The organism is Paraburkholderia sp. J76 (genome assembly GCF_905220295.1).
Lineage (GTDB): Bacteria > Pseudomonadota > Gammaproteobacteria > Burkholderiales > Burkholderiaceae > Paraburkholderia.
On record NZ_CAJMZJ010000003.1, the window covers coordinates 295,042 to 318,349 of the forward strand.

The window sequence follows — 23,308 nt, forward strand, 5'->3', positions numbered from 1 at the left end:
TGGCAAAGAGCATGGCGAAGGTCAAGACACTGTATACGTGTACGGAATGCGGCGGCCAGGCGCCCAAGTGGCAAGGCCAGTGCCCCGCGTGCGGCGCGTGGAACACGCTCGTGGAAAGCGTCGCCGAATCCGCGAGCACCCATCGCTTCCAGTCGCTCGCGAAGAGCGCGCCGGTGCGGCGTCTCGCCGATATCGAGGCGTCCGACGTGCCGCGCTTCACGACCGGCGTGGGCGAATTCGACCGCGTGCTGGGCGGAGGTCTCGTGGCGGGCGGCGTGGTGCTGATCGGCGGCGATCCGGGCATCGGCAAGTCGACGCTGCTGCTGCAGTCGCTCGCGCAGATCGCGGCCGAGCGTCGCGCGCTATATATAAGCGGTGAGGAATCGGCCGCGCAGATTGCGTTGCGCGCGCAACGACTCGCGCTGCTCGATCCCGGCTCCATGGCGAGCGAACTCCAACTGCTCGCCGAGATCCAGCTCGAAAAGATCCAGGCGACGATCGAGGCCGAGAAGCCCGACGTTGCGGTCATCGACTCGATCCAGACGATCTACTCCGAGGCGCTGACGTCCGCGCCGGGCTCGGTCGCGCAGGTGCGCGAGTGCGCGGCCCAGCTCACGCGCATCGCGAAGCAGTCGGGCACGGCGATCATCATGGTCGGCCACGTGACGAAGGAGGGCAATCTCGCGGGCCCGCGCGTGCTGGAGCACATCGTCGACACCGTGCTGTATTTCGAGGGCGACACGCATTCTTCGTTCCGGCTCGTGCGCGCGTTCAAGAACCGCTTTGGCGCGGTGAACGAACTGGGCGTGTTCGCGATGACCGAAAAGGGCCTGCGCGGCGTGGCGAATCCCTCGGCGCTCTTTCTCTCGCAGCACGAGCAGAGCGTGCCCGGCTCCTGCGTGCTCGTGACTCAGGAGGGCTCGCGGCCGTTGCTCGTCGAGGTGCAGGCGCTCGTCGACACCGCGCACGTGCCGAATCCGCGGCGCCTGGCTGTCGGGCTCGAGCAAAACCGGCTTGCCATGCTGCTGGCGGTGCTGCATCGCCATGCCGGGATTGCGTGCTTCGATCAGGACGTGTTCCTTAACGCCGTAGGCGGCGTGAAGATCACGGAACCGGCCGCCGATCTCGCCGTGCTGCTCGCGATTCACTCGTCGATGCGTAACAAGGCGTTGCCCAAGGGTCTGATCGTTTTTGGCGAAGTCGGGCTCGCGGGCGAGATCCGACCCTCGCCGCGCGGACAGGATCGCCTCAAGGAAGCGGCGAAGCTCGGTTTTTCGTCGGCCCTGATTCCCCGTGCCAATGCGCCGAAACAGCCGATCGACGGTTTGCAGGTGATTGCCGTCGAACGCCTGGAGGAAGCGATCGACCGCGTACGCGAGCTGGATTGAACGCGCCGCCGGCGTGCCGCAGGGTTGCACTGGAGCGTAATGATTAGTAACAACCCTGGTTCCGGCTGTAACCATTTCGCACGTGGTTTTCCCTATCCTTGGCGCGATGTTCACCCCGTGTCGAGCGGAAAGGATAGCGACTTGAAACAGACTGATACGTCCTTCGACGGTCGTTCGATCGTCGTGCGCGGCTGCCGGGTCTCGGAGCCGCTCATGCAACCCTGGGGCAGCACGTGCCGTATCGTCGAATGGATCGATGGCGACGGCCGCATTTCGCGCCGCGTCGTGGCGGAAGACGTGACGGCGGCCGAGGTGCGCAGCACCATTGCGCACCACGTGGAAGGGCGCAAGTACGTGTTGTACGACGACGAGCGGTCGCCGCGGCAAACGCTGCCGCGACGCTAAACGAAAAAATGGGCGCTGCGAGGCGCCCATTTTTCATCGTACCCAGCTAGCCCCAGGGACCGTAGGTGAAGGGCTTTTTGCCGCCGGGCGCACCCGATGCTTCGGCGCCCTGGCCGGGTTGCGCGGGCTGGGCGGCTTGTGCGGTTTGTGGGGTTTGTGCGGCGTGAGCGCCTTGCGGCTGACCGCCGGGCGCGGGCGGCTGTATCTGCCGGGCGGACATTTCGTCCATCATGGTTCGCAGGACTTCGGCGTTGAAGAGGGGGTGGCGCGAAGCCTCGCCGGGCGTGAGAACGGGCGAAACACAGGTGTCGATCGCCTCCAGACGGTCGATCCAGGTTTGCAGCGACTCCGACTCGATGACGGCCGCGAGTTCACGCGTGAGCGCGGCGGCGTCCGCTCCGCCGATGGCCTGACCGAGGCTCCAGTGCCGCTCGGCCCAGTCGTCGCGGCCAATGGCCTGACACAGCGTTTGCCAGAACTTGAGTTCGAGCGCGCCGACGGCGAGCCACCGCCCGTCGCGCGTGCGGTAGAGGTTGTAGCAGGGCACGCCGCCGTTGAGCAGACCGCCGCCCGGCTGCAGCGCCGCGGCGTCGTCGTTGGCCAGCGCGACCTGGGCGACCACGTTATGCGCGTAGCTCGCGTGCGCCATCGAAACATCGACGAAACGGCCCTCGCCGCCACGCGCCACCTGCCAGAGCGCCGCGAGAATCTGCGTGACCGCGCTGAGCGCGCCGCCGAGCAGGTCGGCGATCTGGAAATTGGGCAGCACCGGCGTGCCGTCGCGCGAGGCCAGTTGGTCCAGCACGCCCGAATAGGCGACGTAGTTGATGTCGTGGCCCGGATGGCCTGCGAACGGGCCGGTCGTACCGTAACCCGTAATCGCGCAATAGACGAGCTTGGGATTGATCTTGCGCAACGCCTCGTAGCCTACGCCGAGCCGGTCCATCACACCGGGCCGGAAACTTTCGACCAGTACGTCGGCGTCGCGCGCGAGCGCGAACAACACCGAGCGCCCGCTTTCCGACTTCAGATCGACGCGTGTTTCGCGCTTGCCGCGATTGACGAGGCGATAAAACGCGCCGGGGCGCGCGGCCACCTCGTCCACGGCGCTTTGCATCATCACGCGCGCCGCGTCGCCCGCGCCGGGCGGCTCGATTTTCAGCACATCGGCGCCCATTTCCGCGAGCCGCAAGGTGGCCACGGGCCCGGGCAGCAGGCGGGTCAGATCCAGTACGCGAAGGCCCTGCAATGCAGCGGGTGACGACACTCGTGGCTCCTGTCGAAAATGCCTGGCGAAAAGCGTGTGGTCGCGATGGCGGCTAGCCGATCTGCTCAAGTTCCTCGTGCGCGTCGAGCCATTCGGCTTCGAGCGTTTCGAGGCGCGCGGCGACGTCGGCCTGGCGGCGGATCGCTTCGGTCAGCCGGTTCTTCTGCTCCGGCTCGTAACTGGCCGGGTCGGCGACGAAAGCGTCCAGCGTGCTCTTTTCAGTATTGAGCGCATCCATTTCCTTTTCGATCTTGCCGATTTTCGCCTGTAACGGCTTTTTCAGGTGCGCAACCTTCTGGCGCTGCTCCGCCTCCTGACGCCGCTGCTCCCTGCGATTGACGTTATCGCCGGCATTGGCGCCATTCGCCGTATCCGCTGTGCCTGCGGCGGCCTCCTTGAGCGCCGCGCGTTGCTCGGCCGCGTGCTGGAGCAGCCAGTCGCGATAGTCGTCGAGGTCGCCGTCGAACGGCTGCAGGCGGTGCTTCGCCACCAGCATGAATTGATCGGTCGTGGCGCGCAGCAAATGCCGGTCGTGCGAAACGACGATCAGCGTGCCTTCGAACTGGGCGAGCGCCATGGTGAGGGCGTGACGCGTTTCGAGGTCGAGGTGGTTGGTCGGCTCGTCGAGCAGCAGCAGGTTAGGCTTTTGCCAGATGATGAGCGCGAGTGCGAGACGCGCCTTCTCGCCGCCCGAGAAGGGTGCGATGGGCGCCGTGGCCATCTCGCCGGGGAAGTTGAAGCCGCCGAGAAAGTCGCGCAGTTCCTGCTCGCGCGTGTCGGGCGCGAGGCGCGCGAGATGCTGGAGCGGCGTGTCGTCGGGGCGCAGCGTTTCGAGCTGATGCTGCGCGAAATAGCCGATCTGCAGACCTTTGCCGGTGCGCAGTTCGCCGGAGAGCGCCGCGAGCGTGCCCGCGAGCGTCTTGATGAGCGTGGACTTGCCCTGGCCGTTCGCGCCGAGCAGGCCGATGCGCTGACCGTTCTGGATCGAGAGCGTGACACGCTCGACGATGGGCGTCTCGCTGCCGTCCTCGGCGCGATAGCCGCAGCGCACGTCTTCCATTACGAGCATGGGGTTGGGCGCGGAGTCGGGCGTGCGGAACTCGAACGTGAACGGCGAACTGGCGTGCGCCGGCGCGATCAGTTCCATTTTTTCCAATGCCTTCACGCGGCTTTGCGCCTGGCGCGCCTTGGTGGCCTTGGCCTTGAAGCGGTCGATGAAGCTTTGCAGGTGTGCGACGGTGCGCTGCTGCTTTTCATAGGCGCTTTGCTGGAGCGCCAGTTGTTGCGCGCGCAGGATCTCGAACTGCGAGTAATTGCCGCCGTAGCGCTTGATCTGCTGGTTTTCCAGATGCAGCGTGACGTTGCAGATCGAATCGAGGAATTCGCGGTCGTGCGAAATCACGACGAGCGTGCCGGGATAGCGGTGCAGCCAGTCTTCGAGCCAGACGATCGCGTCCAGATCCAGGTGGTTCGTGGGTTCGTCGAGCAGCAGCAGGTCGGAGCGGCACATGAGCGCCTGAGCGAGGTTCAGGCGCATGCGCCAGCCGCCCGAGAAGCTCGCCACGCTCTGGCGCGTTTGTTCCAGCGTGAAGCCGAGGCCGAGCAGCAGCGCTTCGGCGCGCGCCGGAGCCGTATAGCCGTCGGCGTCGGCGAACGCGCCGTGCGCTTCGGCTTCGGCCGCGCCGTCGTGCGCCGCCGAGGCCGCGGCGATGCGCGCCTCGATTTCGCGCAGTGCGGCGTCGCCGTCGAGCGCGTAGTCGAGCGCGGTGCGGTCCACGGCCGGTGTTTCCTGCGCGACGTGCGCGATGCGCCAGGACGGCGGCAGCGAGAAGTCGCCGGCGTCCGCATGCAGCTCGCCGCGCAGCACGGCGAAGAGGGTCGATTTGCCCGCGCCGTTCGCGCCGATGAGACCGACCTTTTCGCCGGGGTTCAGCGTGAACGAGGTCTGTTCGAAAAGCGGCTTGGTGCCGCGGGCAAGACTGAATTGGTTGAAGCGGATCACGACGGCGCCGGCGGGAAGGAAACGAAAGAAAGCGCTATTTTAGCCGGTGCGGCGCTCCGGCCGGCATTGGCCGAACGGCTAGCCGTTTGGTCGAGTGCGAATTGCACGCTTTCTCACGTAGACTGGCGTTTTTTCACGGGAGAGCCAGATGACATCGATCTATTCGTTTTCGGCGCGACCGCTCGGCGGCGGCGAGCCGGTGAGCCTCGAGCGCTACACGGGCAAGGTGCTCCTGATCGTCAATACCGCGAGCGAATGCGGATTCACCCCCCAGTACGCGGGCCTGCAAAAGCTCTACGACCAGTACGCCACGCGCGGTCTTGCGGTGCTCGGTTTTCCGTGCAACCAGTTCGGCAAGCAGGAGCCCGGCGACGCCGCGCAGATCGGCAGCTTCTGCGAGAAGAACTTCGGCGTCACGTTTCCGATGTTCGAGAAGATCGACGTGAACGGGGCGAACGCTCACCCGCTGTATCGCTGGCTCACGGGCGAGGCGCCGGGGCTGCTCGGGCTCGAAGGCATCAAGTGGAATTTCACGAAGTTTCTGGTCGACCGGAACGGCAGCGTGGTGAAGCGCTACGCGCCTGTGACCAAACCGGAGGCGATTGCCGCGGACATCGAAAAGCAGCTCTGAGCGTAGCCGGCGGCGCGGTTGCACGCTAGAGAATCGGCGCGAAAAGCCGCGCGAGATGCATCGTGATCTTGCGCCACGCGGGCGCGCTGCGGTATTCGCTGCGCTCGATCTCGAACGATTCTTCGAAGTCGCGCAGGAGCATCGCTTCGACTTCGGCGGCAAAGCCGCGATGCACGGTCAGCACCATGATCTCGAAGTTCAGGCGAAACGAGCGGTTGTCGAGATTCGCGCTGCCGATGGCGGCTGCCACGTCGTCGATCAGCACGACTTTCTGGTGCAAAAAGCCCGGCTTGTAGCGAAAGATGCGGATGCCCGCGCGCACCGCGTCGAACGCATACAGCATGGATGCCTCGAACACCACGTAGTGGTCGCGCCGGCTCGGGATAAGGATGCGTACGTCCACGCCGCGCAGCGCCGCGAGGCGCAGCGCCGAAAATACGGCTTCGTCGGGCACGAGGTAGGGCGTGGTGATCCACAAGCGTTTTTTCGCGGCGTTGATCGCCTCGACGAAGAAGAGCGAACAGGTCTCCTGGCGGTCGGCCGGCCCCGTGGGCAACACGAGGCAGTACATGTCGTCGCCGTCGCGCGGCGCGACGGCGGGCGGCTCGCAGCCGGGAAGCTGCTGGGTGGCCCAGTACCAGTCTTCGGTGAAGGCGAACTGCACGTTGGCGACCGCCGGTCCGCGCAGTTCGATGTGCGTGTCGCGCCAGGGCGAGAGTCGCGCGTTCGCGCCCAGGTATTCGATGCCCACGTTGTGTCCGCCCACGAATGCGTGCTGGCCGTCCACCACGACGATCTTGCGGTGATTGCGGAAATTGAGCTGGAAGCGGTTGACGAAGTGGCGCTTCGTCGAGAACGGGTGCACTTCCACGCCGCCGTCCTGCAACTCGTGCACGTAGCTGGCGGGCAGATCGAACGAGCCGATGCTGTCGTACAGAAAGTACACGCGCACGCCGCGTGTCCTGCAGTCGAGCAGCACGTCCTTGAGCATGTCGCCGAGCGCGTCGGCGCGTACGATGAAGAACTGCACGATCACGTAGTGCCGGGCGCGTTCGATGGCGTCGAAGATAGCTGAAAAGGTCGCTTCGCCGTTCACGAGCGTGCGCACGGCATTGCCCGGCACGAGCGGCATGCCGCCCAGGCGGGCGAACGTGCGGATCACGCGTACGCCGAGTTCGTCGGCTGGCCATTCGCCTGCGGAAACGAGCTTGTCCCAGTCGGGCGCGTGGGCGCGCGAGCGCAAGGTTTCGTCGCGCAGGCGCCTCGCGTCGGCATAGCCCGCGAACTTGCTGCGGCCAAGAAAGAGATACGGGACGAGCGTGAGGTAGGGCATCGTCGCGAGCGAGACGGCCCAGGCAATCGCGCCCTGCGAGGTGCGCGTGTTAAGGATGGCATGGCACGCTGCGACGAGTCCGAGCAAATGGATGATCGCGAGCAGCGTGCCGAGATGTGACCAGTCGAATCGCATAAATGCGTGGGACGTTCCTTCAGCCGGACGCAGGGCCGGTCTGCGCCTGAGGGGCGCATGGCCGGAGGGCTCAATCTTACCGAACCCGCTGCGACGACGGCTATCGTCCCAGTCCTGCACGCAGCGACCCGCGTCAACAAAGCGGCGCGCGGGCTCCGCAGGTCCTTCGCGCAGAACGGTCAGACCTTCAAACCGGCAAGTCGCAGGCCTGAATCAGGAATACCTGATCGTCGCCGGCGCTCGTCGAGAGCCAGACGAGGTCGAGGCCGCCGAACGCCGCTTCCACGTTCTCGCGCTCATTGCCGATCTCGACCACCAGCACGCCGTCGTCGGCGAGCCAGTTGCGCGCGTCCTTGACGATGCGGCGCACGATGTCCATGCCGTCCGCGCCGCCCGCGAGCGCCATTTCCGGCTCGTGGCGATACTCGGGCGGCAGCGCCTCCATTGAACCGGCGTTCACGTAAGGCGGGTTCGTGATGATCACGTCGTAGCGGCGCTCGGGCAGCGGCGCGTACAGATCGCCTTCGAAGAGGGCGATGCGCTCGTCCAGATCGTGCTCATGCACGTTGCGCCGCGCGACTTCGAGCGCGGGCGCGGAGAGGTCGACGGCGTCGATGTCGGCGTTCGGGAACGCGTGCGCCGCGAGGATCGCGAGGCTGGCCGAGCCGGTGCACAGTTCGAGCACCGCGGTGACCTGCTCGGGATCTTCCACGTAGGGCTGCAGCCCGTCTGCGAGCAGCTCGCCGATGAACGAGCGCGGCACGATAACGCGCTCGTCCACGTAAAAGCGCAGGCCGTGCATCCACGCTTCCTGCGTGATGTAGGCGGCGGGCACGCGCTCGCCTGCGCGGCGCTCGATCACGCCGAGCACCTTGTCGATTTCTTCGGTCGTGAGGCGCGCGTCGAGAAACGGGTCGAGCAGGTCGAGCGGCAAGTGCAGCGTGTGCAGGATCAGGTACGCGGCTTCGTCGTAAGCGTTGTTCGAGCCGTGGCCGAACGCGAGCTGCGCGGCCGAAAAGCGCGAGACGCCGTAGCGCAGCAGGTCGCGCACGGTGGCAAAGGTAGCGGCTAGCGGATGGGTCATGTTCTGGACTCCAGAGCGTATTCGGTTGGCCGGTCAGGCGATCAGTTGTTCGAGCACGCGCCGATAGATGTTCTTGAGCGGATCGATGAATTTCACTTCGATATGCTCATCGATCTTGTGGATGCTGGCGTTGGGCGGCCCGAACTCCACCACCTGCTCGCACATGCGCGCGATGAAGCGGCCATCGGACGTGCCGCCCGTGGTGGAGAGTTCGGCGCTCACGCCGGTTTCGTCGTGAATCGCCTTTTCGAGCGCATCGGAGAGCGCGCCGCGCGGCGTGAGGAAGGGCAGGCCGCTCACGCTCCAGTGCAGGTCGTACTCGAGGCCGTGTTTGTCGAGAATCGCGTGCACGCGCTTTTGCAACCCTTCCACCGTGCTGGCGGTCGAGAAGCGGAAGTTGAACATCACGTCGGCGTGGCCCGGGATCACGTTGCTCGCGCCCGTGCCGCTGTGCATGTTCGAGACCTGCCACGTGGTGGGCGGGAAGTATTCGTTGCCGTCGTCCCATTTTTCGGCGACGAGTTCGGCGAGCGCCGGCGCCAGCAGATGCACCGGGTTCTTCGCGAGATGCGGATAGGCGATATGCCCCTGCACACCCTTCACGACGAGCTTGCCCGACATCGAGCCGCGGCGGCCGTTCTTCACGCAGTCGCCGAGCGTATTCGTCGAAGTCGGCTCGCCCACGATGCAGTAATCCATCTTCTCGCCGCGCGCCTGCAGCGCCTCGACGACCTTCACGGTGCCGTCGGTGGCCGGGCCTTCTTCGTCGCTCGTGATGAGGAACGCGATGGCGCCGCGATGCTGCGGATGCGCGGCCACGAACTCTTCGCTCGCCACCACGAAGGCGGCGAGCGAGGTCTTCATGTCGGCGGCGCCGCGGCCGTAGAGCACGCCGTCGCGGTGCGAGGGCTGGAACGGCGGCGAACTCCATTGTTCGAGGGGGCCCGTGGGCACGACGTCGGTGTGGCCCGCGAAGGCGAGCAGCGGACCTTGCGCGCCCGCGGTGCCGCGCTTGACGGCCCACAGGTTTGTCACGCCGTTGGATTCGATCGTTTCGCACGCGAAGCCGAGCGCGCCAAGGCGTTCGGTCATGATGCGCTGGCAGTGCTGGTCGTCGGGCGTGACGGACGCGCGCGCGATCAGGGCTTCGGTAAGGGCGAGGGTGGCGGACATAAAAAGACCACTTTCAATAAAAATGCCGGCGCCGCTGATGGAGCAGGGGCCGGCAACAACTAGTCATGACCGTATGCGCGCGACCTGCCGTGGAGCGGATCGGGCGCACCGGTCTCATGCGGCGCTCAGGCGAACAGCTCCGCATACTGATCGGCGGAAAAGCCGAGCGTCTTCACGCGGCCGTTCACCACGACCAAGGGCCGCTTGATGATCGACGGCTTGTGGATCATCAGCGCGATCGCGCCGGCGGTCGTGTCGGCTTCGGCCTTGTGCACGTCGGAGAGGCCGCGCCACGTCGTACCGCGCTTGTTGATGAGCTGATCGAGCGACACGTCCTTGAGCCAGTCCTGGACGAGCGCGTTCGACACGCCCGCCTTCTTGAAGTCGTGAAACTCGAACTCGACGCCGTGCTCTTCGAGCCACACGCGGGCCTTCTTCACGGTGTCGCAGTTCGGAATGCCGTAGACAACGGTCTTGGCGGACTTCGCCATCAGTCGCCTCGCAGCAGCTCGTTCAGGCCGACCTTGGCGCGCGTTTTGGCGTCGACCTTCTTGACGATCACGGCGCAGTAGAGGCTGTGCGAGCCGTCCTTCGAGGGCAGGTTGCCCGCGACCACGACCGAGCCGGCCGGAATGCGGCCGTACGAGACTTCGCCGGTTTCGCGGTCGTAAATCTTGGTCGACTGGCCGAGGTACACGCCCATCGAGATAACCGAGTTTTCTTCGACGATCACGCCTTCCACGACTTCCGAGCGCGCGCCGATGAAGCAGTTGTCCTCGATGATGACCGGGTTGGCCTGCAGCGGCTCCAGCACGCCGCCGATGCCCACGCCGCCCGAGAGGTGCACGTTCTTGCCGATCTGCGCGCACGAACCGACGGTGGCCCAAGTGTCGACCATCGTGCCTTCGTCGACATACGCGCCGATGTTGGTGTACGACGGCATCAGCACGACGTTCTTCGCGATGAACGAGCCGCGGCGCGCGATGGCCGGCGGCACCACGCGGAAGCCGCCCGCGGCGAAGTCTTCGGCCGTGTAGTTGGCGAACTTCGAGGGCACCTTGTCGTAAAACTGACTGTAGCCGCCCGCGGGCATCGGCGCGTTGTCTTCCAGGCGGAACGACAGCAGCACGGCCTTCTTCACCCACTGGTTGACGACCCAGTCGCCATCCTTCTTCTCGGCGCAGCGCAGCGCGCCACGGTCCAGTTCGGCGATGACGTGGGCGACGGCTTCGCGCACGTCGTTCGGGGCCGACCTGGGCGAAAAGTCGGCGCGGTTTTCCCAGGCGGTGTCGATGATCTGCTGAAGTTGTTGCGACATGGTGGTGATTTCGTGAGATGGATAGTGGAAAGCGGGGTTGCGCGCAGCGGGGTGCGGGACCCCGGCGCGCATGCAAAAGCGTTACGGTTTGAGCGAGCGGCAGAACTCGACGATGCGCTGCGCGCCCTCGATGCACTCCTCGACGTCGGCGACGAGCGCCATGCGGACGAAGTCTTTGCCGGGATTCGCGCCGTGCGCCTCGCGCGCGAGGAACGAGCCGGGCAGAACCGTCACATTATAGTCGGCGTAGAGACGCTGGGCGAACGCGGTGTCCGTGAGGCCGGTGCGCGCGACATTGGCCCAAAGGTAGAACGCGGCGTCGGGCAATTTCACGTCGAGCACGTCGGCGAGCATGGGCGTGACGGTCGAGAACTTCTTCACGTATTTCGCGCGGTTTTCGCGCACGTGCGCCTCGTCGCCCCAGGCCGCGATGCTAGCCGACTGCCAGACCGGCGACATGGCCGAGCCGTGATAGGTGCGGTACAGCAGGAACTGCTTGAGGATGGCGGCGTCCCCGGCGACGAACCCCGAGCGCATGCCCGGCGCGTTCGAGCGCTTCGAAAGGCTCGACAGCATGACGAGGCGCTCGAAGCCGCGGCCCAGCCGGTGCGCCGCTTCGAGACCGCCCAGCGGCGGATTCGCCTCGTCGAAATAGATTTCCGAGTAGCACTCATCGGAGGCGATCACGAAGCCGTAGCGGTCGGAAAGCGCGAACAGTTCGCGCCAGTCGTCGAGCGTGATCACGGCACCGGTCGGATTGCCCGGCGAGCACACGTACAGCAACTGCGTGCGCGCCCAGACTTCCTCGGGAACCTGCGAATAGTCGCAGGCGAAGTTGCGGGCCGGATCGCTGTTCACGAAGTACGGCTCGCCGCCGCCCAGCAGCGCGGCGCCTTCGTAGATCTGGTAGAAAGGGTTCGGGCAGAGTACGATCGCGCGCTTTGCCGGATCTTTCACGCCCGCCGCCGGGTCGATCACGGCCTGCGCGAGCGCGAACAGCGCCTCGCGCGAACCCGAGACGGGCAGGATTTCCGTGTTCGCGTCGATGGCCGGCAGTCCGTAGCGCGCCTTCACCCAGTTCGCAATCGACTCGCGCAGCGCGGGCGTGCCCGCCGTGGCCGGATACGACGAAAGGCCGTCGAGCGAAGCGACGATGGCGTCGCGGATCAATGCGGGCGTGGGATGTTTGGGCTCGCCGATCCCAAAGCTGATGTGGCGCAGGCCGGCATTCGGCGCGACGTCCTTGAGGAGGACGCGCAGCTTTTCGAAGGGATAGGACTGAAGGGTGTCGAGTAACGGATTCACTTGGGGCTGGGCAGGCGTGGACGAAAGACAGATGGCGTGGCGCGCAGACGTGCGGCGACCGGTGCGGTCCGGCGAGCCAGTTGCGCAGTGCCGGGTCCGGCGAAAAACCCGGAGGCGCGGCACGGCCTTTTGTGGCTAAAAGCTGGCTAAAAGCGGCTGCAAGCGCTCGATTATAGCGTGGCCGGGCCGCTGCTGCGGGTGCCGGCCGGCGCCCGCCTCGGCGCCGCCGGCGCTCGCCGGACCACGAAATAAAGGAAAAGCATGGAATTGTCGAATCCCGTCTTGCACGACGTGTCGGACAACGGTGCCGGCGCTGCAAACGCGCGGGCTGCCCAAGGGGAGCGCGAGCAATGAGCCAGAGCACGGGCTTGCGCGCCGCGTGGCCGACGCTCGCCATCATGATCGGCGCGTCGGTATGGGGTTTCGTCTGGTATCCGCTGCGCATGCTGGCGGCCGCCGGGCTCACCGGCACGGCCTCCAGCGCCGCGACGAGCGCAGCCGGCTGCCTCTTCGTGCTGGTGCTGCGCTGGCGCTCGCTCGCCACCGTGCGGTGGCACTGGGTGCTGCCGATGCTAGGGCTCGCGGCGGGCGTGACGAACGTCGGTTTCGTGTGGGGCGCGATCCACGGCGAAGTGATGCGCGTGCTGCTGCTCTTCTATCTGCCCCCGGCGTGGACGGCCATCTTCGCGCACCTCATCCTGCACGAGCGTCTGAACTGGGCGGGCGGCGCGCTCGCGGCGCTTTCGCTCATGGGCGCGGTGCTGATGCTCTGGTCGCCGAAGCTTGGCGTGCCGTTGCCCGCCAACGCCGCCGAATGGGCGGGTCTTATTGGCGGCATGGGCTTCGCGATGAGCAACGTGCTGGTTGTAAAGACGAGCCGCGTGCTTCCGCACATGAAGCCGGAAATGCGCACCGCCGTGATCTTCGCGGGCGCCGCGCTGTTCGGCGCGATGACCTCCTGCTTCGAGCCGATGTCGGCCGCCCCCACGGGCGAGCATCTCGCGCGCGTCGTGCTGCTGGTGCTCGCGCTCGGCGTCGTGCTCGGCACCAATAACATGCTCGTTCAGTACGGTCTTGCCCGCGTGCCGGCGAATCGCGCGTCGATCATCATGCTGTTCGAGATCGTCGTGACGGCGCTCACTTCCTGGCTCTTCGCCGGCGAGACGCCGGGCCCGCGCGAGTGGGCGGGCGGCGCTTGCATCGTGCTCGCCTCGCTGCTGTCGAGCTGGCTGCACCGCGCGCAGGACGCGCGCAAGAATGGCGCACACGTGAGCGCCGACGCAAGCGTCATGACTCACGCCGACGCCAGCCGCACCGATGACGCCGACGATGCCGACGGCAATGACCCCGGCGGCGGCGGCAGCAACGGCGGCGGCGGGGATGGCAACGCAGGCGGCGGCGCGGCCCCGGGGCCTTCCCGCGCGCGGAACGGCTCGCGTGCGATGGTATGATGGCCGCTGATTCCCGCCGACCGCTCGCGCGTATGCGCGTTCGTGCGGCGAGCCGTGGCGCCTGGCTTGTGCGCACTGCGCCGCCGTGCGATCGATACCGGATTCGCGGCGGCAAGCGACGCACGGCACGGGCGGTCCCGTTCACCACTATTCAAACAGCGATATCGCCGTGCGTCTGACCTCGATTAAACTCGCTGGCTTCAAATCATTCGTCGATCCCACGCATTTTCAGGTTCCGGGCCAACTCGTCGGGGTGGTCGGGCCGAACGGCTGCGGGAAATCCAACATCATCGACGCGGTGCGCTGGGTGCTGGGTGAATCCCGGGCCTCCGAGTTGCGCGGCGAGTCGATGCAGGACGTCATCTTCAACGGTTCCACCGCGCGCAAGCCCGGCAGCCGCGCAAGCGTCGAACTGGTGTTCGACAACGCGGACGGCCGCGCCGCGGGCCAGTGGGGCCAATATGCCGAGATCGCCGTGAAGCGCGTGCTCACGCGCGACGGCACCTCGAGCTACTACATCAACAACCTGCCGGCGCGCCGGCGCGACATCCAGGACATCTTCCTCGGCACGGGCCTCGGTCCGCGCGCGTACGCGATCATCGGGCAGGGCATGATCGCGCGGATCATCGAGGCGAAGCCCGAAGAGCTGCGCGTCTTCCTCGAAGAGGCCGCCGGCGTTTCGAAGTACAAGGAACGCCGCCGCGAAACTGAGAACCGTCTGCACGACACGCGCGAGAACCTCACGCGTGTCGAGGACATCGTGCGTGAGCTGTCCAGCAACCTCGAGAAGCTCGAGGGTCAGGCGGTCGTCGCCACGAAATTCCGCGAGTTGCAGTCCGAGGGCGAGGAAAAGCAGCGCCTTCTGTGGCTCCTGCGCAAGAACGAGGCGGCGGGCGAACAGCAACGCCAGCAGCGCGCGATCGAGCAGGCGCAGATCGACCTGGAGCGGCACACCGCGCAGTTGCGCGAAGTGGAAGCGCAGCTCGAAACGCTGCGCGTGGCCCACTACTCGGCCAGCGACGCCATGCAGGGCGCGCAGGGCGCGCTCTATGAAGCGAACGCCGAGGTGAGCCGTCTCGAAGCCGAGATCAAGTTCATCGTCGAGTCGCGCAACCGCGCGCAGGCGCAGATTGCCGCGCTCACCGCACAGCGCGAACAATGGCAAGTCCAGGCGCAGAAGGCGCAGGACGACATCGAAGACGCCGAAGAGCAACTGGCGATCGCCGAGGAAAAGGCAGCGCTCGCCGAGGAAGACGCGGCGGCGAAGCAGGAAGCGCTGCCCGCGCTCGAAAACCGCTGGCGCGACGCGCAGGCGCAACTGAACGACGAGCGCGCGGGCATCGCGCGCACCGAGCAGGCCATCAAGCTCGAAGCCGCGCACCAGCGCAATGCCGACCAGATGCTCCAGCAGCTTCAGCAACGCCATGAGCGGCTTAAGTCGGAGGAAGGCGGCCTCGACGCGCCGAACGAAGCCCAGCTCGAAGAATTGCGCATGCAACTGGCCGAGCAGGAGGAAGTGCTTCACGAGGCACAGGCGCGTCTCGCGGATGCGCAGGAAACCGTGCCGCGCCTCGACGCGGAGCGCCGTGCCGCACATGAGCGCGTGCAGGCGGAAAACGCGCAGATTCACCAGTTCGAAGCCCGTCTCGCCGCACTCAAGCAGTTGCAGGAAAACGTGCAGACGGAAGGCAAGATCCAGCCGTGGCTCGAGCGTCACGAACTGAGCGCGTTGCCGCGGTTGTGGAAGAAACTTCACGTCGAAGCGGGCTGGGAAACGGCACTCGAAGCCGTGCTGCGCGAGCGCCTCGCGGCGCTCGAAGTGTCGAACCTCGACTGGGTGAAGGCATTTGCGAGCGACGCGCCGCCCGCGAAGCTCGCGTTCTATTCGCCGCCTGCCGCGGGACAGGCGCCTGCCGCGCCCGCGGGGCTCACGCCGCTGCTTTCGCTCGTGCGTATCGACGACGCGGGTCTGCGTGCCGTGCTCACCGAATGGCTCGGCTCGACCTTCGTTGCCAACGATCTGGCCGAGGCGCTGGCCCAGCGCGCGCAACTGCCGGGCAGCGGCGCGTTCGTCGTGAAGGCCGGCCACGTGGTCACGCGCGTGGGCGTGCAGTTGTACGCCGCCGACACCGAGCAGGCAGGGATGCTCGCGCGTCAGCAGGAGATCGAAAATCTCGAGCGCCAGGTGCGCGCTCAGGCGCTTCTCGCCGACGAGGCACGCATCGCTGTCGTGCGCGCGGAAGCCGCGCACACGCAGGCGGCCCAGGTCCTCACGGACGTGCGCCAGCAGGCCGAGCGCGCGACGCAGCGCGTGCACGCGTTGCAGATGGATGTGCTGAAGCTCACGCAGGCCCATGAGCGCTATACGGCGCGCAGCACGCAAATCCGTGAAGAGCTTGACGAGATTCGCACGCAGATCGAAGAGCAGCGCGCGCTGCGGGCCGAGTCGGAAGCGAACTTCGAACGTCACGACGTCGAACTTGCCGAACTGCAAGCGCGTTTCGAGGACAACCAGCTCGCCTTCGAAGCGCTCGACGAGGAACTTGGCGCGGCACGCAACGCGGCGCGCGACCTCGAACGCTCGGCCGCCGACGCGCGCTTCGCCGCGCGCAACATGGCGAACCGCATCGAGGAATTGAGGCGCAACATTCAGGTCGCGCACGATCAGAGCGAGCGTGTCGCCGCGTCGCTCGAAGACGCGCGCGCCGAGCTGGAAACGATCAACGAGCAGACCGCGCACACGGGCCTGCAAGACGCACTGGAAGTTCGCGCGCAGAAGGAAGACACGCTGCGCGCGGCGCGCGCCGAACTCGACGATCTGACCGCCAGGCTGCGCGCCGCCGACGAAACGCGCCTCGCCGCGGAGCGCGCGCTGCAGCCGCTGCGCGATCGCATCACCGAGCTTCAGTTGAAGGAGCAGGCGGCCCGTCTGAACGGCGAGCAGTTTATCGAACAGCTTCAGGCCGCCGGCGTCGACGAGGCCGCGTTGCAGGAAAAGCTCACGGCCGATATGAAGCCGTCGTATCTGCAAGGCGAAGTCACGCGCATCAACAACGCGATCGCGGCGCTTGGTCCCGTGAACATGGCGGCGCTGGACGAGCTGGCGGCGGCGAAGGAGCGCAAGACTTTCCTCGACGCCCAGTCCGCCGACCTCACGAGCGCGATCGAGACGCTCGAAGACGCGATTCGCAAGATCGACCAGGAAACGCGCACGCTGCTGCAGGGCACCTTCGACGAAGTGAACCGTCATTTCGGCGAGCTGTTCCCGCGCCTTTTCGGCGGTGGCCAGGCGAAGCTCATCATGACCGGCGACGAGATTCTGGACGCGGGCGTGCAGGTGATGGCGCAGCCGCCCGGCAAGAAGAATTCGACGATTCACCTGCTTTCCGGCGGCGAGAAAGCGCTTACCGCCACGGCCCTCGTGTTCGCGATGTTCCAGCTCAACCCGGCGCCGTTCTGTCTGCTCGACGAAGTGGACGCGCCGCTCGACGACGCGAACACCGAGCGTTTCGCGAACCTTGTTCGCGCGATGTCGGACAAAACCCAGTTCCTGTTCATTTCGCACAACAAGATCGCCATGGAAATGGCGCAGCAGCTCATTGGCGTGACGATGCAGGAGCAGGGCGTTTCGCGCATCGTCGCGGTCGACATGGAAACTGCGGCGGGTTTCGCACAGAATACGGTCTAATCGATCGATACGGTCTGACAACGGGCGCGCGTTGCGCGGCTGGCGGCGCCCACGGTGCGGCAGCCGCCGCGCGCGATGCGCTCGCCAGAGAAATGGCGCGCACGATGAGCGCGCCGTCGAATAAGAATTGCTGATGGAGCATGCATGGACGAGTTGACTCTCGGGTTGATCGGCGCGGGCGCCGTGGTAGTCGGGGGCGTGGTGGTGTACAACGCGTGGCAGGGCGCGAGGGTGCGCCGGCGCATGCCGCGCCCGATGCCTGAAGAGGCAGTCGAAGCGCCGCTGCGCGACGAATTTCAGGAGCCAGGCCCGTTCATCGAACCGGCACACGCTCCGTCGCGCCGCGAGCCTTCGCTCGCGGGCGGCACGGAAGCCGAGCGTGTTGAGCCGGGCTTCGGAACGGTCGCGCCGCTCGACACGCCAGCCGACATCCAGGCGGAAACGACCACACCCAACGGCTTTCCGGAAGCCGAGCCCAGTGCGGACGAGGGCGCCGACAAAGCGCCGGCCGCAAGCGCGGCAGCCACCGAATCCGCGAAGGGCGACGCCGGCGAAGCCGAACGCATCGAGCCTGTCATGCCGGCCGCCACGACGATCTCCTCGGCGCCGCCCGCCGTGGTCGACCGCCGCATCGACTGTATCGTGCCGATTCGCCTGGGCGCTTCGGTGGCAGGCGAGCGCGTGATTCCGTTTGCGCAGCGCTTGCGCCGCGCGGGCAGCAAGCCTGTGCACATCGAAGGCAAACCCGAAGGGGGCGACGCCTGGGAGCTGTTGCAAAATGGCGTGCGCTACGAGGAGCTGCGCGCGGCTGCGCAACTCGCCAATCGCAACGGTCCACTGAACGAACTTGAGTTCTCGGAATTCGTGACGGGCGTGCAGCAGTTCGCCGACGCGCTCGACGCCGCGCCCGAGTTTCCGGACATGATGGAGACGGTCGCGATGGCGCGCGAACTGGACGGCTTCGCGGCGCAATGCGACGCGCAACTTTCCATCAACGTGATGTCGGACGGCGCGCCGTGGTCGGCCAACTACGTGCAGGCCGTTGCCGCGCAGGACGGGTTGCTTCTCTCGCGCGACGGCACGCGCTTCGTGAAGCTCGACGGCAAGCAGAGCCCCGTGTTCATGCTGCAGTTCGGCGACACCAACTTCCTGCGCGACGATCTCACGTACAAGGGCGGCGAGCTGATTACGCTGATCCTCGACGTGCCCGTGGCCGACGAGGACATCCTGCCGTTTCGCCTGATGTGCGATTACGCGAAGTCGCTTGCCGAGCGCATTGGCGCTCGCGTGGTCGACGACCAGCGCCGGCCGCTGCCGGAGTCCGTGCTGCAGTCGATCGACAAACAGCTGATGACGCTTTACGCGAAGCTGGAGCAGGCCGGCATCCCTGCGGGCTCGCCGGCCACGCGGCGGCTTTTCAGTCAGTAAGCCCGAACGGCCGTAACCGGCCAGCGGACAAGGCGCGGCGCCGTAAGGGCGCCGCGCCTTTTTTACGCGCAGGCGGCGCGGCGTTGTGAGCGCGCAAGGGGCGTGGCGAGTGCTCATGGACCTCCGGGCGCCATTGCCGGCGCGCGTGTTGCGGTGCATTCAAGTTCGCATTGCCGTCCCGGCTCGTCAACGGTTTGGACCCAGCGTTAGCCGTTCGGCCAGGAGCCTGGAAAGCCCGTTCGGCGGCGCACGAAGATAGCCGTTCGGCCGATGCGACAGGCGCCGCTTCCTGAGATAATCTGACGTCCGAAATCACTTCCAATAGCGAGTTGCCCAAGGCATGGTCCGTCCTCCCGCCCGTCCTCCCGAAGAAGCCAACGCTGCGCAGCGCGCGGTGTGGTTGCGCGCCGAACTCGAGCGTGCGAATCACGCCTACTACGTGCTCGACCAGCCGGAGCTGCCCGACGCGGAATACGACAAGCTGTTCGGCGAACTCCAGCAGATCGAGGCCGGCCATCCCGATCTCATCACGCCCGATTCGCCCACGCAGCGCGTGGGGGGCGAAGTCGCCGGGGGCTTCGAGCCCGTGGTGCACGACGTGCCAATGCTCTCGCTCAACAACGGCTTTGCCGACGAGGACATCGTCGCGTTCGACAAACGCGTGGCCGACGCGCTCGCCAGGATCGAGGGCGCGGAAGTCGGGGCGGTCGAGTATGCGGCCGAACTGAAATTCGACGGCCTCGCGATCTCGCTGCGCTATGTCGACGGCGTGTTCGTCCAGGCGTCCACGCGCGGCGACGGCGCGACCGGCGAGAACGTCACGGAAAACGTGCGCACGATCCGCTCGCTGCCGTTGCGCCTGAAGGGCAAGCGCGTGCCGAAGGTGCTCGACGTGCGCGGGGAGGTGCTGATGTTCCGCCGCGATTTCGAGCGCATGAACCAGCGACAGCGCGACGCCGGTCACAAGGAATTCGCGAACCCGCGCAACGCGGCGGCAGGGAGCCTGCGTCAGCTCGATCCGAAGATCACGGCGCAGCGGCCGCTGTCGTTTTTTGCGTATGGCATTGGCGTGCTCGAGGGCGAGCCGATGCCGGCCACCCACAGCGCGCTCCTCGACTGGTATACGGAGATGGGCCTGCCGGTCAATGCCGAGCGCGCGGTGGTGAGGGGGGCGCAAGGTCTGCTCGAATTCTTCCGCGCCGTGGGGGAGAAGCGCGATGGCTTGCCGTACGACATCGACGGCGTGGTTTACAAGGTGAACCGCCGCGACGAGCAGGACGCGCTCGGCTTCGTTTCGCGCGCGCCGCGCTTTGCGCTCGCGCACAAGTTTCCGGCCCAGGAAGCGCTCACGAAACTGCTGGCCATCGACGTGCAGGTGGGCCGAACCGGCGCGATCACGCCGGTTGCGCGGCTCGAGCCGGTTTTCGTCGGCGGCGCGACGGTGACCAACGCCACGCTGCACAACGAGGACGAAGTGCGCCGCAAGGACATCCGTATCGGCGACACGGTGATCGTGCGGCGTGCCGGCGACGTGATTCCCGAGGTGGTCAGTGCGCTCATGGACCGCCGCCCGGCCGACGCTCACGAGTTCGTGATGCCGACCGAATGCCCGGTGTGCGGATCGCGCATCGAGCGTCTGCCCGACGAGGCAATTGCGCGTTGCACGGGCGGTCTCTTCTGCCCGGCGCAACGCAAACAGGCGCTCTGGCACTTCGCTCAACGGCGCGCGCTCGACATCGACGGTCTGGGCGAAAAGATCATCGACCAACTGGTCGAGCAGAACCTCGTGCGCACGCCCGCCGATCTTTTCAATCTCGGCTTCGGCACGCTCGCGCAGCTCGATCGCATGGCCGACAAATCGGCGCAGAACCTGCTGGACTCGCTCGAGAAGGCCAAATCCACGACGCTTGCGCGTTTCATCTATGCGCTCGGCATTCGGCACGTGGGGGAGTCGACTGCCAGGGATCTCGCCAAACATTTCGGCTCGCTCGATCCGATCATGAGCGCCTCGGTCGAGGCGTTGCTCGAAGTGAACGATGTGGGGCCCATCGTCGCGCTCGCAATTCACGAGTTTTTTGCGGAAGAACATAACCGCACGGTGATCGAGCAACTACGCGCGCCAGGCAAAGTAACATGGGCGGAAGGTCCCCCCGCGCCGAAAGCGCCCGTGGGCGTGCTGGCCGGCAAGACGGTGGTGCTCACCGGCACGCTGCCCACGCTCTCGCGCGACGAGGCGAAGGAGATGCTGGAGGCGGCTGGCGCGAAGATGGCCGGCTCGGTGTCGAAGAAGACCGACTACGTGGTGGCGGGCGCCGACGCGGGCAGCAAGCTCGCAAAAGCCGAGGAACTCGGCGTGCCGGTGCTCGACGAAGAAGGAATGCGCAAGCTCCTGGAGGGGCAAACGACATGATTCGCGAAATTCTCAGAATGGGCGATCCGCGCCTGCTCAGCATTGCCAGGCCGGTCGATCACTTCGACACGCCCGAACTGCACGAACTCATTGCCGATATGTTCGATACCATGCACGCGGCGAACGGCGCGGGGCTCGCTGCCCCGCAGATCGGCGTCGATTTGCAGGTGGTGATCTTCGGCTTCGACCGGAACGAGCGCTATCCCGAAGCGCCGGCCGTGCCGCAAACGGTGCTCATCAACCCGGTCATCCATCCGCTGTCGCACGACATGGAAGAGGCGTGGGAGGGCTGCCTTTCGGTGCCGGGCATGCGCGGCGCCGTGAGCCGCTATTCGATGATCCGCTACAACGGCTTCGATCAGTACGGCACGCCTATCGAGCGCGTGGCGGAGGGCTTTCACGCACGGGTCGTCCAGCACGAATGCGACCATTTGATCGGCAAGCTGTACCCCATGCGCATCACCGACTTCTCGAAGTTTGGCTTTACCGAGGTCCTGTTTCCGGAACTCGATCCGAACAGCGACGATTAAAGAACGGAGCGGCAAGAAAAACGGGAGCCCGATGGCTCCCGTTTTTTATTCAGCGCGGTGTTAGAACGCTTCGTCGGCGGCCAGATAGCGCCATTGGCCCTGCGGCAGCGCGCCGAGCAGCACGCGGCCCATGCGCACGCGCTTGAGGCCGACGACCTTCAGGCCGACCAGTTCGCACATGCGGCGGATCTGGCGCTTCTTGCCTTCGCGCAGCACGAAACGCAACTGCTCGCCGTTTTGCCAGCTCACCTGCGCGGGCTTGAGCGGCACGTCGTCGAGCGACAGGCCGTGGCGCAGTTGCGCAAGCAACTCGGCCGGGAAGTGCTGATCGATTTCTGCCTCGATGTCGTTGTAGGTGACGCGGACGAGGTATTCCTTGTCGATGTCCGAACTCTCGCCGATCAACTGCTTGGCCACGCGGCCATCCTGGGTCAGCACGAGCAGGCCCGTCGAGTCGATGTCGAGGCGGCCCGCCGGCGCGAGCGTGCGCAGATGTCCGGCCGAGAAGCGGATGCCCGAGCGGTCGCCCTCCCAATGATTCTCGCCGGTGACGAGCACGGCGGCGGGCTCGTAGCCGTCCTCGGCCTGACCCGACACGTAGCCCACGGGCTTGTGCAGCAGGATCGTCACCTGACGCGCCTGGGCGGCGAGCGCGGCCGGATCGACCTCGATGCGTTGCTCCGGCGTGACCTTGGCGCCGAGTGTGTCGACGACTTCGCCGTCTACGTACACCCAGCCTTTTTCGATCCATTCGTCGGCTTCGCGGCGCGAGCACAAGCCCAGTTCGGACATGCGCTTGGACAGGCGCAGGGTGTTATCGCCGTCGACCTCCTGGCGCGGCGTGCGACGCGGTGCGGATTCTGCGCCGTCGGCGCGGCGCGCGGGTTTGTCGGCAGATTTGACGGGGCGGGCAGTCTTGCGGGCGCTGCCGCTTTCTTCAGCGCCATGGCGTGCGCGCGGCGCGGCGCCCGCGCGGTCATCGTTCCAGGCGGCTTTTACCGGGCGCGCGAAACGGCGTTCCGTGCCTTCGTCGCGGCTGCGAGGCGGGCGGCGGTCGTCGCCTTGGCGGGTAAAGGGGCGTGCACCGCCTTCGTCGCGGCTGCGGGGCGGGCGGCGGTCGTCGCCTTCGGTGCGGCGCGCGAAGGGACGTGCACCGCCTTCGTCGCGGCTGCGGGGTGGGCGGCGGTCGTCACCTTCGGTGCGGCGCGCGAAGGGGCGGGCGCCGCCTTCGTCGCGGCTGCGAGGCGGCTGGCGATCGTCGCCTTCGGGGCGGCGCGAGAAGGGGCGTGCACCGCCTTCGTCGCGGCTGCGGAGCGGGCGGCGGTCGTCACCTTCGGTGCGGCGCGTAAAGGGGCGGCCACCGCTTTCTTCGCGGCTGCGAGGCGGGCGACGGTCATCGCCTTCGCCGCGTCGCGCGAAGGGGCGAGCACCACCTTCTTCGCGGCTACGCTGTGGGCGGCGATCATCGCCCTCGGTGCGTCGTTCGAAGCGGCGCTCGCCACCTTCTTCGCGGCTACGCGGCGGTCGCCGGTCATCGCCTTCGCCGCGTCGCGCGAAGGGGCGAGCACCACCTTCTTCGCGGCCGCGCTGCGGACGGCGGTCTTCGCCCTGAGGGCGCGGGCCGAAACGGCGCTCGCCACCTTCCTCCCGGCTACGCGGCGGCCGCCGGTCGTCGCCTTCTGCGCGCGGCCCGAATCGACGCTCACCGCCTTCCTCGCGGCCGCGCGCAAATCCACGCGTCTCATCGCCGGAGCGGCGCG

18 protein-coding genes are annotated in these 23,308 nt (G+C 66.6%); 8 read left to right on the forward strand and 10 right to left on the reverse strand.

What is annotated here, in order from left to right; translation table 11 throughout:
* Positions 1-11: 11 nt before the first annotated feature.
* The gene (gene radA, locus U5768_RS07925; RefSeq protein WP_322030063.1) at positions 12-1,388 is read left to right on the forward strand and encodes a DNA repair protein RadA; all 1,377 of its coding nucleotides are present in this window, start codon (positions 12-14) and stop codon (positions 1,386-1,388) included.
* A gap of 141 nt (positions 1,389-1,529) precedes the next feature.
* Positions 1,530-1,793: a DUF2866 domain-containing protein gene (locus U5768_RS07930; protein ID WP_322029823.1), complete on the forward strand. Its 264-nt coding sequence runs from the start codon at positions 1,530-1,532 to the stop codon at positions 1,791-1,793.
* A 46-nt stretch (positions 1,794-1,839) separates the two neighbouring features.
* Here the strand turns inward: U5768_RS07930 and U5768_RS07935 are convergent, their stop codons facing one another.
* Entirely contained in the window at positions 1,840-3,060 is a 1,221-nt protein-coding gene (locus U5768_RS07935; RefSeq protein WP_322029824.1) for a CaiB/BaiF CoA-transferase family protein, read from the reverse strand.
* 52 nt (positions 3,061-3,112) lie between these two features.
* Positions 3,113-5,062: an ATP-binding cassette domain-containing protein gene (locus U5768_RS07940; protein WP_322029825.1), complete on the reverse strand. Its 1,950-nt coding sequence runs from the start codon at positions 5,060-5,062 to the stop codon at positions 3,113-3,115.
* A 148-nt stretch (positions 5,063-5,210) separates the two neighbouring features.
* On the opposite strand from U5768_RS07940, the gene U5768_RS07945 reads away from it, so the two are divergent.
* On the forward strand, positions 5,211-5,693 hold the full coding sequence (locus U5768_RS07945; protein WP_322029826.1) for a glutathione peroxidase: 483 nt from the start codon (positions 5,211-5,213) through the stop codon (positions 5,691-5,693).
* A 25-nt stretch (positions 5,694-5,718) separates the two neighbouring features.
* On the opposite strand, the gene cls is transcribed toward U5768_RS07945, so the two are convergent.
* The 6 genes from cls to dapC all read right to left on the reverse strand — a co-directional run bounded on the left by cls (position 5,719) and on the right by dapC (position 12,041).
* On the reverse strand, positions 5,719-7,161 hold the full coding sequence (cls, locus tag U5768_RS07950; protein WP_322029827.1) for a cardiolipin synthase: 1,443 nt from the start codon (positions 7,159-7,161) through the stop codon (positions 5,719-5,721).
* Between the two features lie 187 nt (positions 7,162-7,348).
* Positions 7,349-8,245: a 50S ribosomal protein L3 N(5)-glutamine methyltransferase gene (gene prmB, locus U5768_RS07955; RefSeq protein ID WP_322029828.1), complete on the reverse strand. Its 897-nt coding sequence runs from the start codon at positions 8,243-8,245 to the stop codon at positions 7,349-7,351.
* Positions 8,246-8,278: 33 nt separating this feature from the next.
* Positions 8,279-9,418 carry a succinyl-diaminopimelate desuccinylase gene (dapE, locus tag U5768_RS07960; protein WP_322029829.1) on the reverse strand — a complete coding sequence of 380 codons (1,140 nt, stop codon included), beginning with the start codon at positions 9,416-9,418 and terminating at the stop codon, positions 8,279-8,281.
* 125 nt (positions 9,419-9,543) lie between these two features.
* Positions 9,544-9,909, reverse strand: coding sequence for an ArsC family reductase (locus tag U5768_RS07965; RefSeq protein WP_322029830.1), 366 nt, complete (start codon positions 9,907-9,909; stop codon positions 9,544-9,546).
* Positions 9,909-10,736 carry a 2,3,4,5-tetrahydropyridine-2,6-dicarboxylate N-succinyltransferase gene (gene dapD / locus U5768_RS07970; protein WP_322029831.1) on the reverse strand — a complete coding sequence of 276 codons (828 nt, stop codon included), beginning with the start codon at positions 10,734-10,736 and terminating at the stop codon, positions 9,909-9,911. The genes U5768_RS07965 and dapD overlap by 1 nt, the downstream gene beginning before the upstream one ends.
* An 81-nt stretch (positions 10,737-10,817) precedes the next feature.
* Positions 10,818-12,041 carry a succinyldiaminopimelate transaminase gene (gene dapC / locus U5768_RS07975; protein WP_322029832.1) on the reverse strand — a complete coding sequence of 408 codons (1,224 nt, stop codon included), beginning with the start codon at positions 12,039-12,041 and terminating at the stop codon, positions 10,818-10,820.
* Positions 12,042-12,391: 350 nt separating this feature from the next.
* Between dapC and U5768_RS07980 the strand changes: the two genes are divergently transcribed.
* The 5 genes from U5768_RS07980 to def all read left to right on the forward strand — a co-directional run bounded on the left by U5768_RS07980 (position 12,392) and on the right by def (position 21,548).
* Entirely contained in the window at positions 12,392-13,492 is a 1,101-nt protein-coding gene (locus U5768_RS07980) for a DMT family transporter (RefSeq protein ID WP_322029833.1), read from the forward strand.
* Positions 13,493-13,661: 169 nt separating this feature from the next.
* Positions 13,662-17,180, forward strand: coding sequence for a chromosome segregation protein SMC (gene smc, locus U5768_RS07985; protein ID WP_322030064.1), 3,519 nt, complete (start codon positions 13,662-13,664; stop codon positions 17,178-17,180).
* 144 nt (positions 17,181-17,324) lie between these two features.
* Positions 17,325-18,608 carry a cell division protein ZipA C-terminal FtsZ-binding domain-containing protein gene (locus U5768_RS07990; RefSeq protein WP_322029834.1) on the forward strand — a complete coding sequence of 428 codons (1,284 nt, stop codon included), beginning with the start codon at positions 17,325-17,327 and terminating at the stop codon, positions 18,606-18,608.
* 340 nt (positions 18,609-18,948) lie between these two features.
* The gene (ligA, locus tag U5768_RS07995; RefSeq protein ID WP_322029835.1) at positions 18,949-21,018 is read left to right on the forward strand and encodes an NAD-dependent DNA ligase LigA; all 2,070 of its coding nucleotides are present in this window, start codon (positions 18,949-18,951) and stop codon (positions 21,016-21,018) included.
* Positions 21,015-21,548, forward strand: coding sequence for a peptide deformylase (gene def / locus U5768_RS08000; protein WP_322029836.1), 534 nt, complete (start codon positions 21,015-21,017; stop codon positions 21,546-21,548). The genes ligA and def overlap by 4 nt, the downstream gene beginning before the upstream one ends.
* A gap of 60 nt (positions 21,549-21,608) precedes the next feature.
* Here def and U5768_RS08005 read toward each other — a convergent pair whose 3' ends face one another.
* Both U5768_RS08005 and U5768_RS08010 read right to left on the reverse strand, forming a co-directional pair.
* Positions 21,609-22,358: a pseudouridine synthase gene (locus U5768_RS08005; RefSeq protein ID WP_322030065.1), complete on the reverse strand. Its 750-nt coding sequence runs from the start codon at positions 22,356-22,358 to the stop codon at positions 21,609-21,611.
* Between the two features lie 185 nt (positions 22,359-22,543).
* Positions 22,544-23,254, reverse strand: coding sequence for a hypothetical protein (locus U5768_RS08010; protein ID WP_322030077.1), 711 nt, complete (start codon positions 23,252-23,254; stop codon positions 22,544-22,546).
* Positions 23,255-23,308 lie beyond the last annotated feature (54 nt).

Coding starts and splice junctions, on each gene's coding strand:
- prmB (WP_322029828.1), bottom strand. CDS start 8,245: ATGACCCATCCGCTAGCCGCTACCTTTGCCACCGTGCGCGACCTGCTG.
- cls (WP_322029827.1), bottom strand. CDS start 7,161: ATGCGATTCGACTGGTCACATCTCGGCACGCTGCTCGCGATCATCCAT.
- ligA (WP_322029835.1), top strand. CDS start 18,949: ATGGTCCGTCCTCCCGCCCGTCCTCCCGAAGAAGCCAACGCTGCGCAG.
- U5768_RS07980 (WP_322029833.1), top strand. CDS start 12,392: ATGAGCCAGAGCACGGGCTTGCGCGCCGCGTGGCCGACGCTCGCCATC.
- dapE (WP_322029829.1), bottom strand. CDS start 9,418: ATGTCCGCCACCCTCGCCCTTACCGAAGCCCTGATCGCGCGCGCGTCC.
- def (WP_322029836.1), top strand. CDS start 21,015: ATGATTCGCGAAATTCTCAGAATGGGCGATCCGCGCCTGCTCAGCATT.
- U5768_RS07965 (WP_322029830.1), bottom strand. CDS start 9,909: ATGGCGAAGTCCGCCAAGACCGTTGTCTACGGCATTCCGAACTGCGAC.
- U5768_RS07990 (WP_322029834.1), top strand. CDS start 17,325: ATGGACGAGTTGACTCTCGGGTTGATCGGCGCGGGCGCCGTGGTAGTC.
- dapD (WP_322029831.1), bottom strand. CDS start 10,736: ATGTCGCAACAACTTCAGCAGATCATCGACACCGCCTGGGAAAACCGC.
- radA (WP_322030063.1), top strand. CDS start 12: ATGGCGAAGGTCAAGACACTGTATACGTGTACGGAATGCGGCGGCCAG.
- U5768_RS07945 (WP_322029826.1), top strand. CDS start 5,211: ATGACATCGATCTATTCGTTTTCGGCGCGACCGCTCGGCGGCGGCGAG.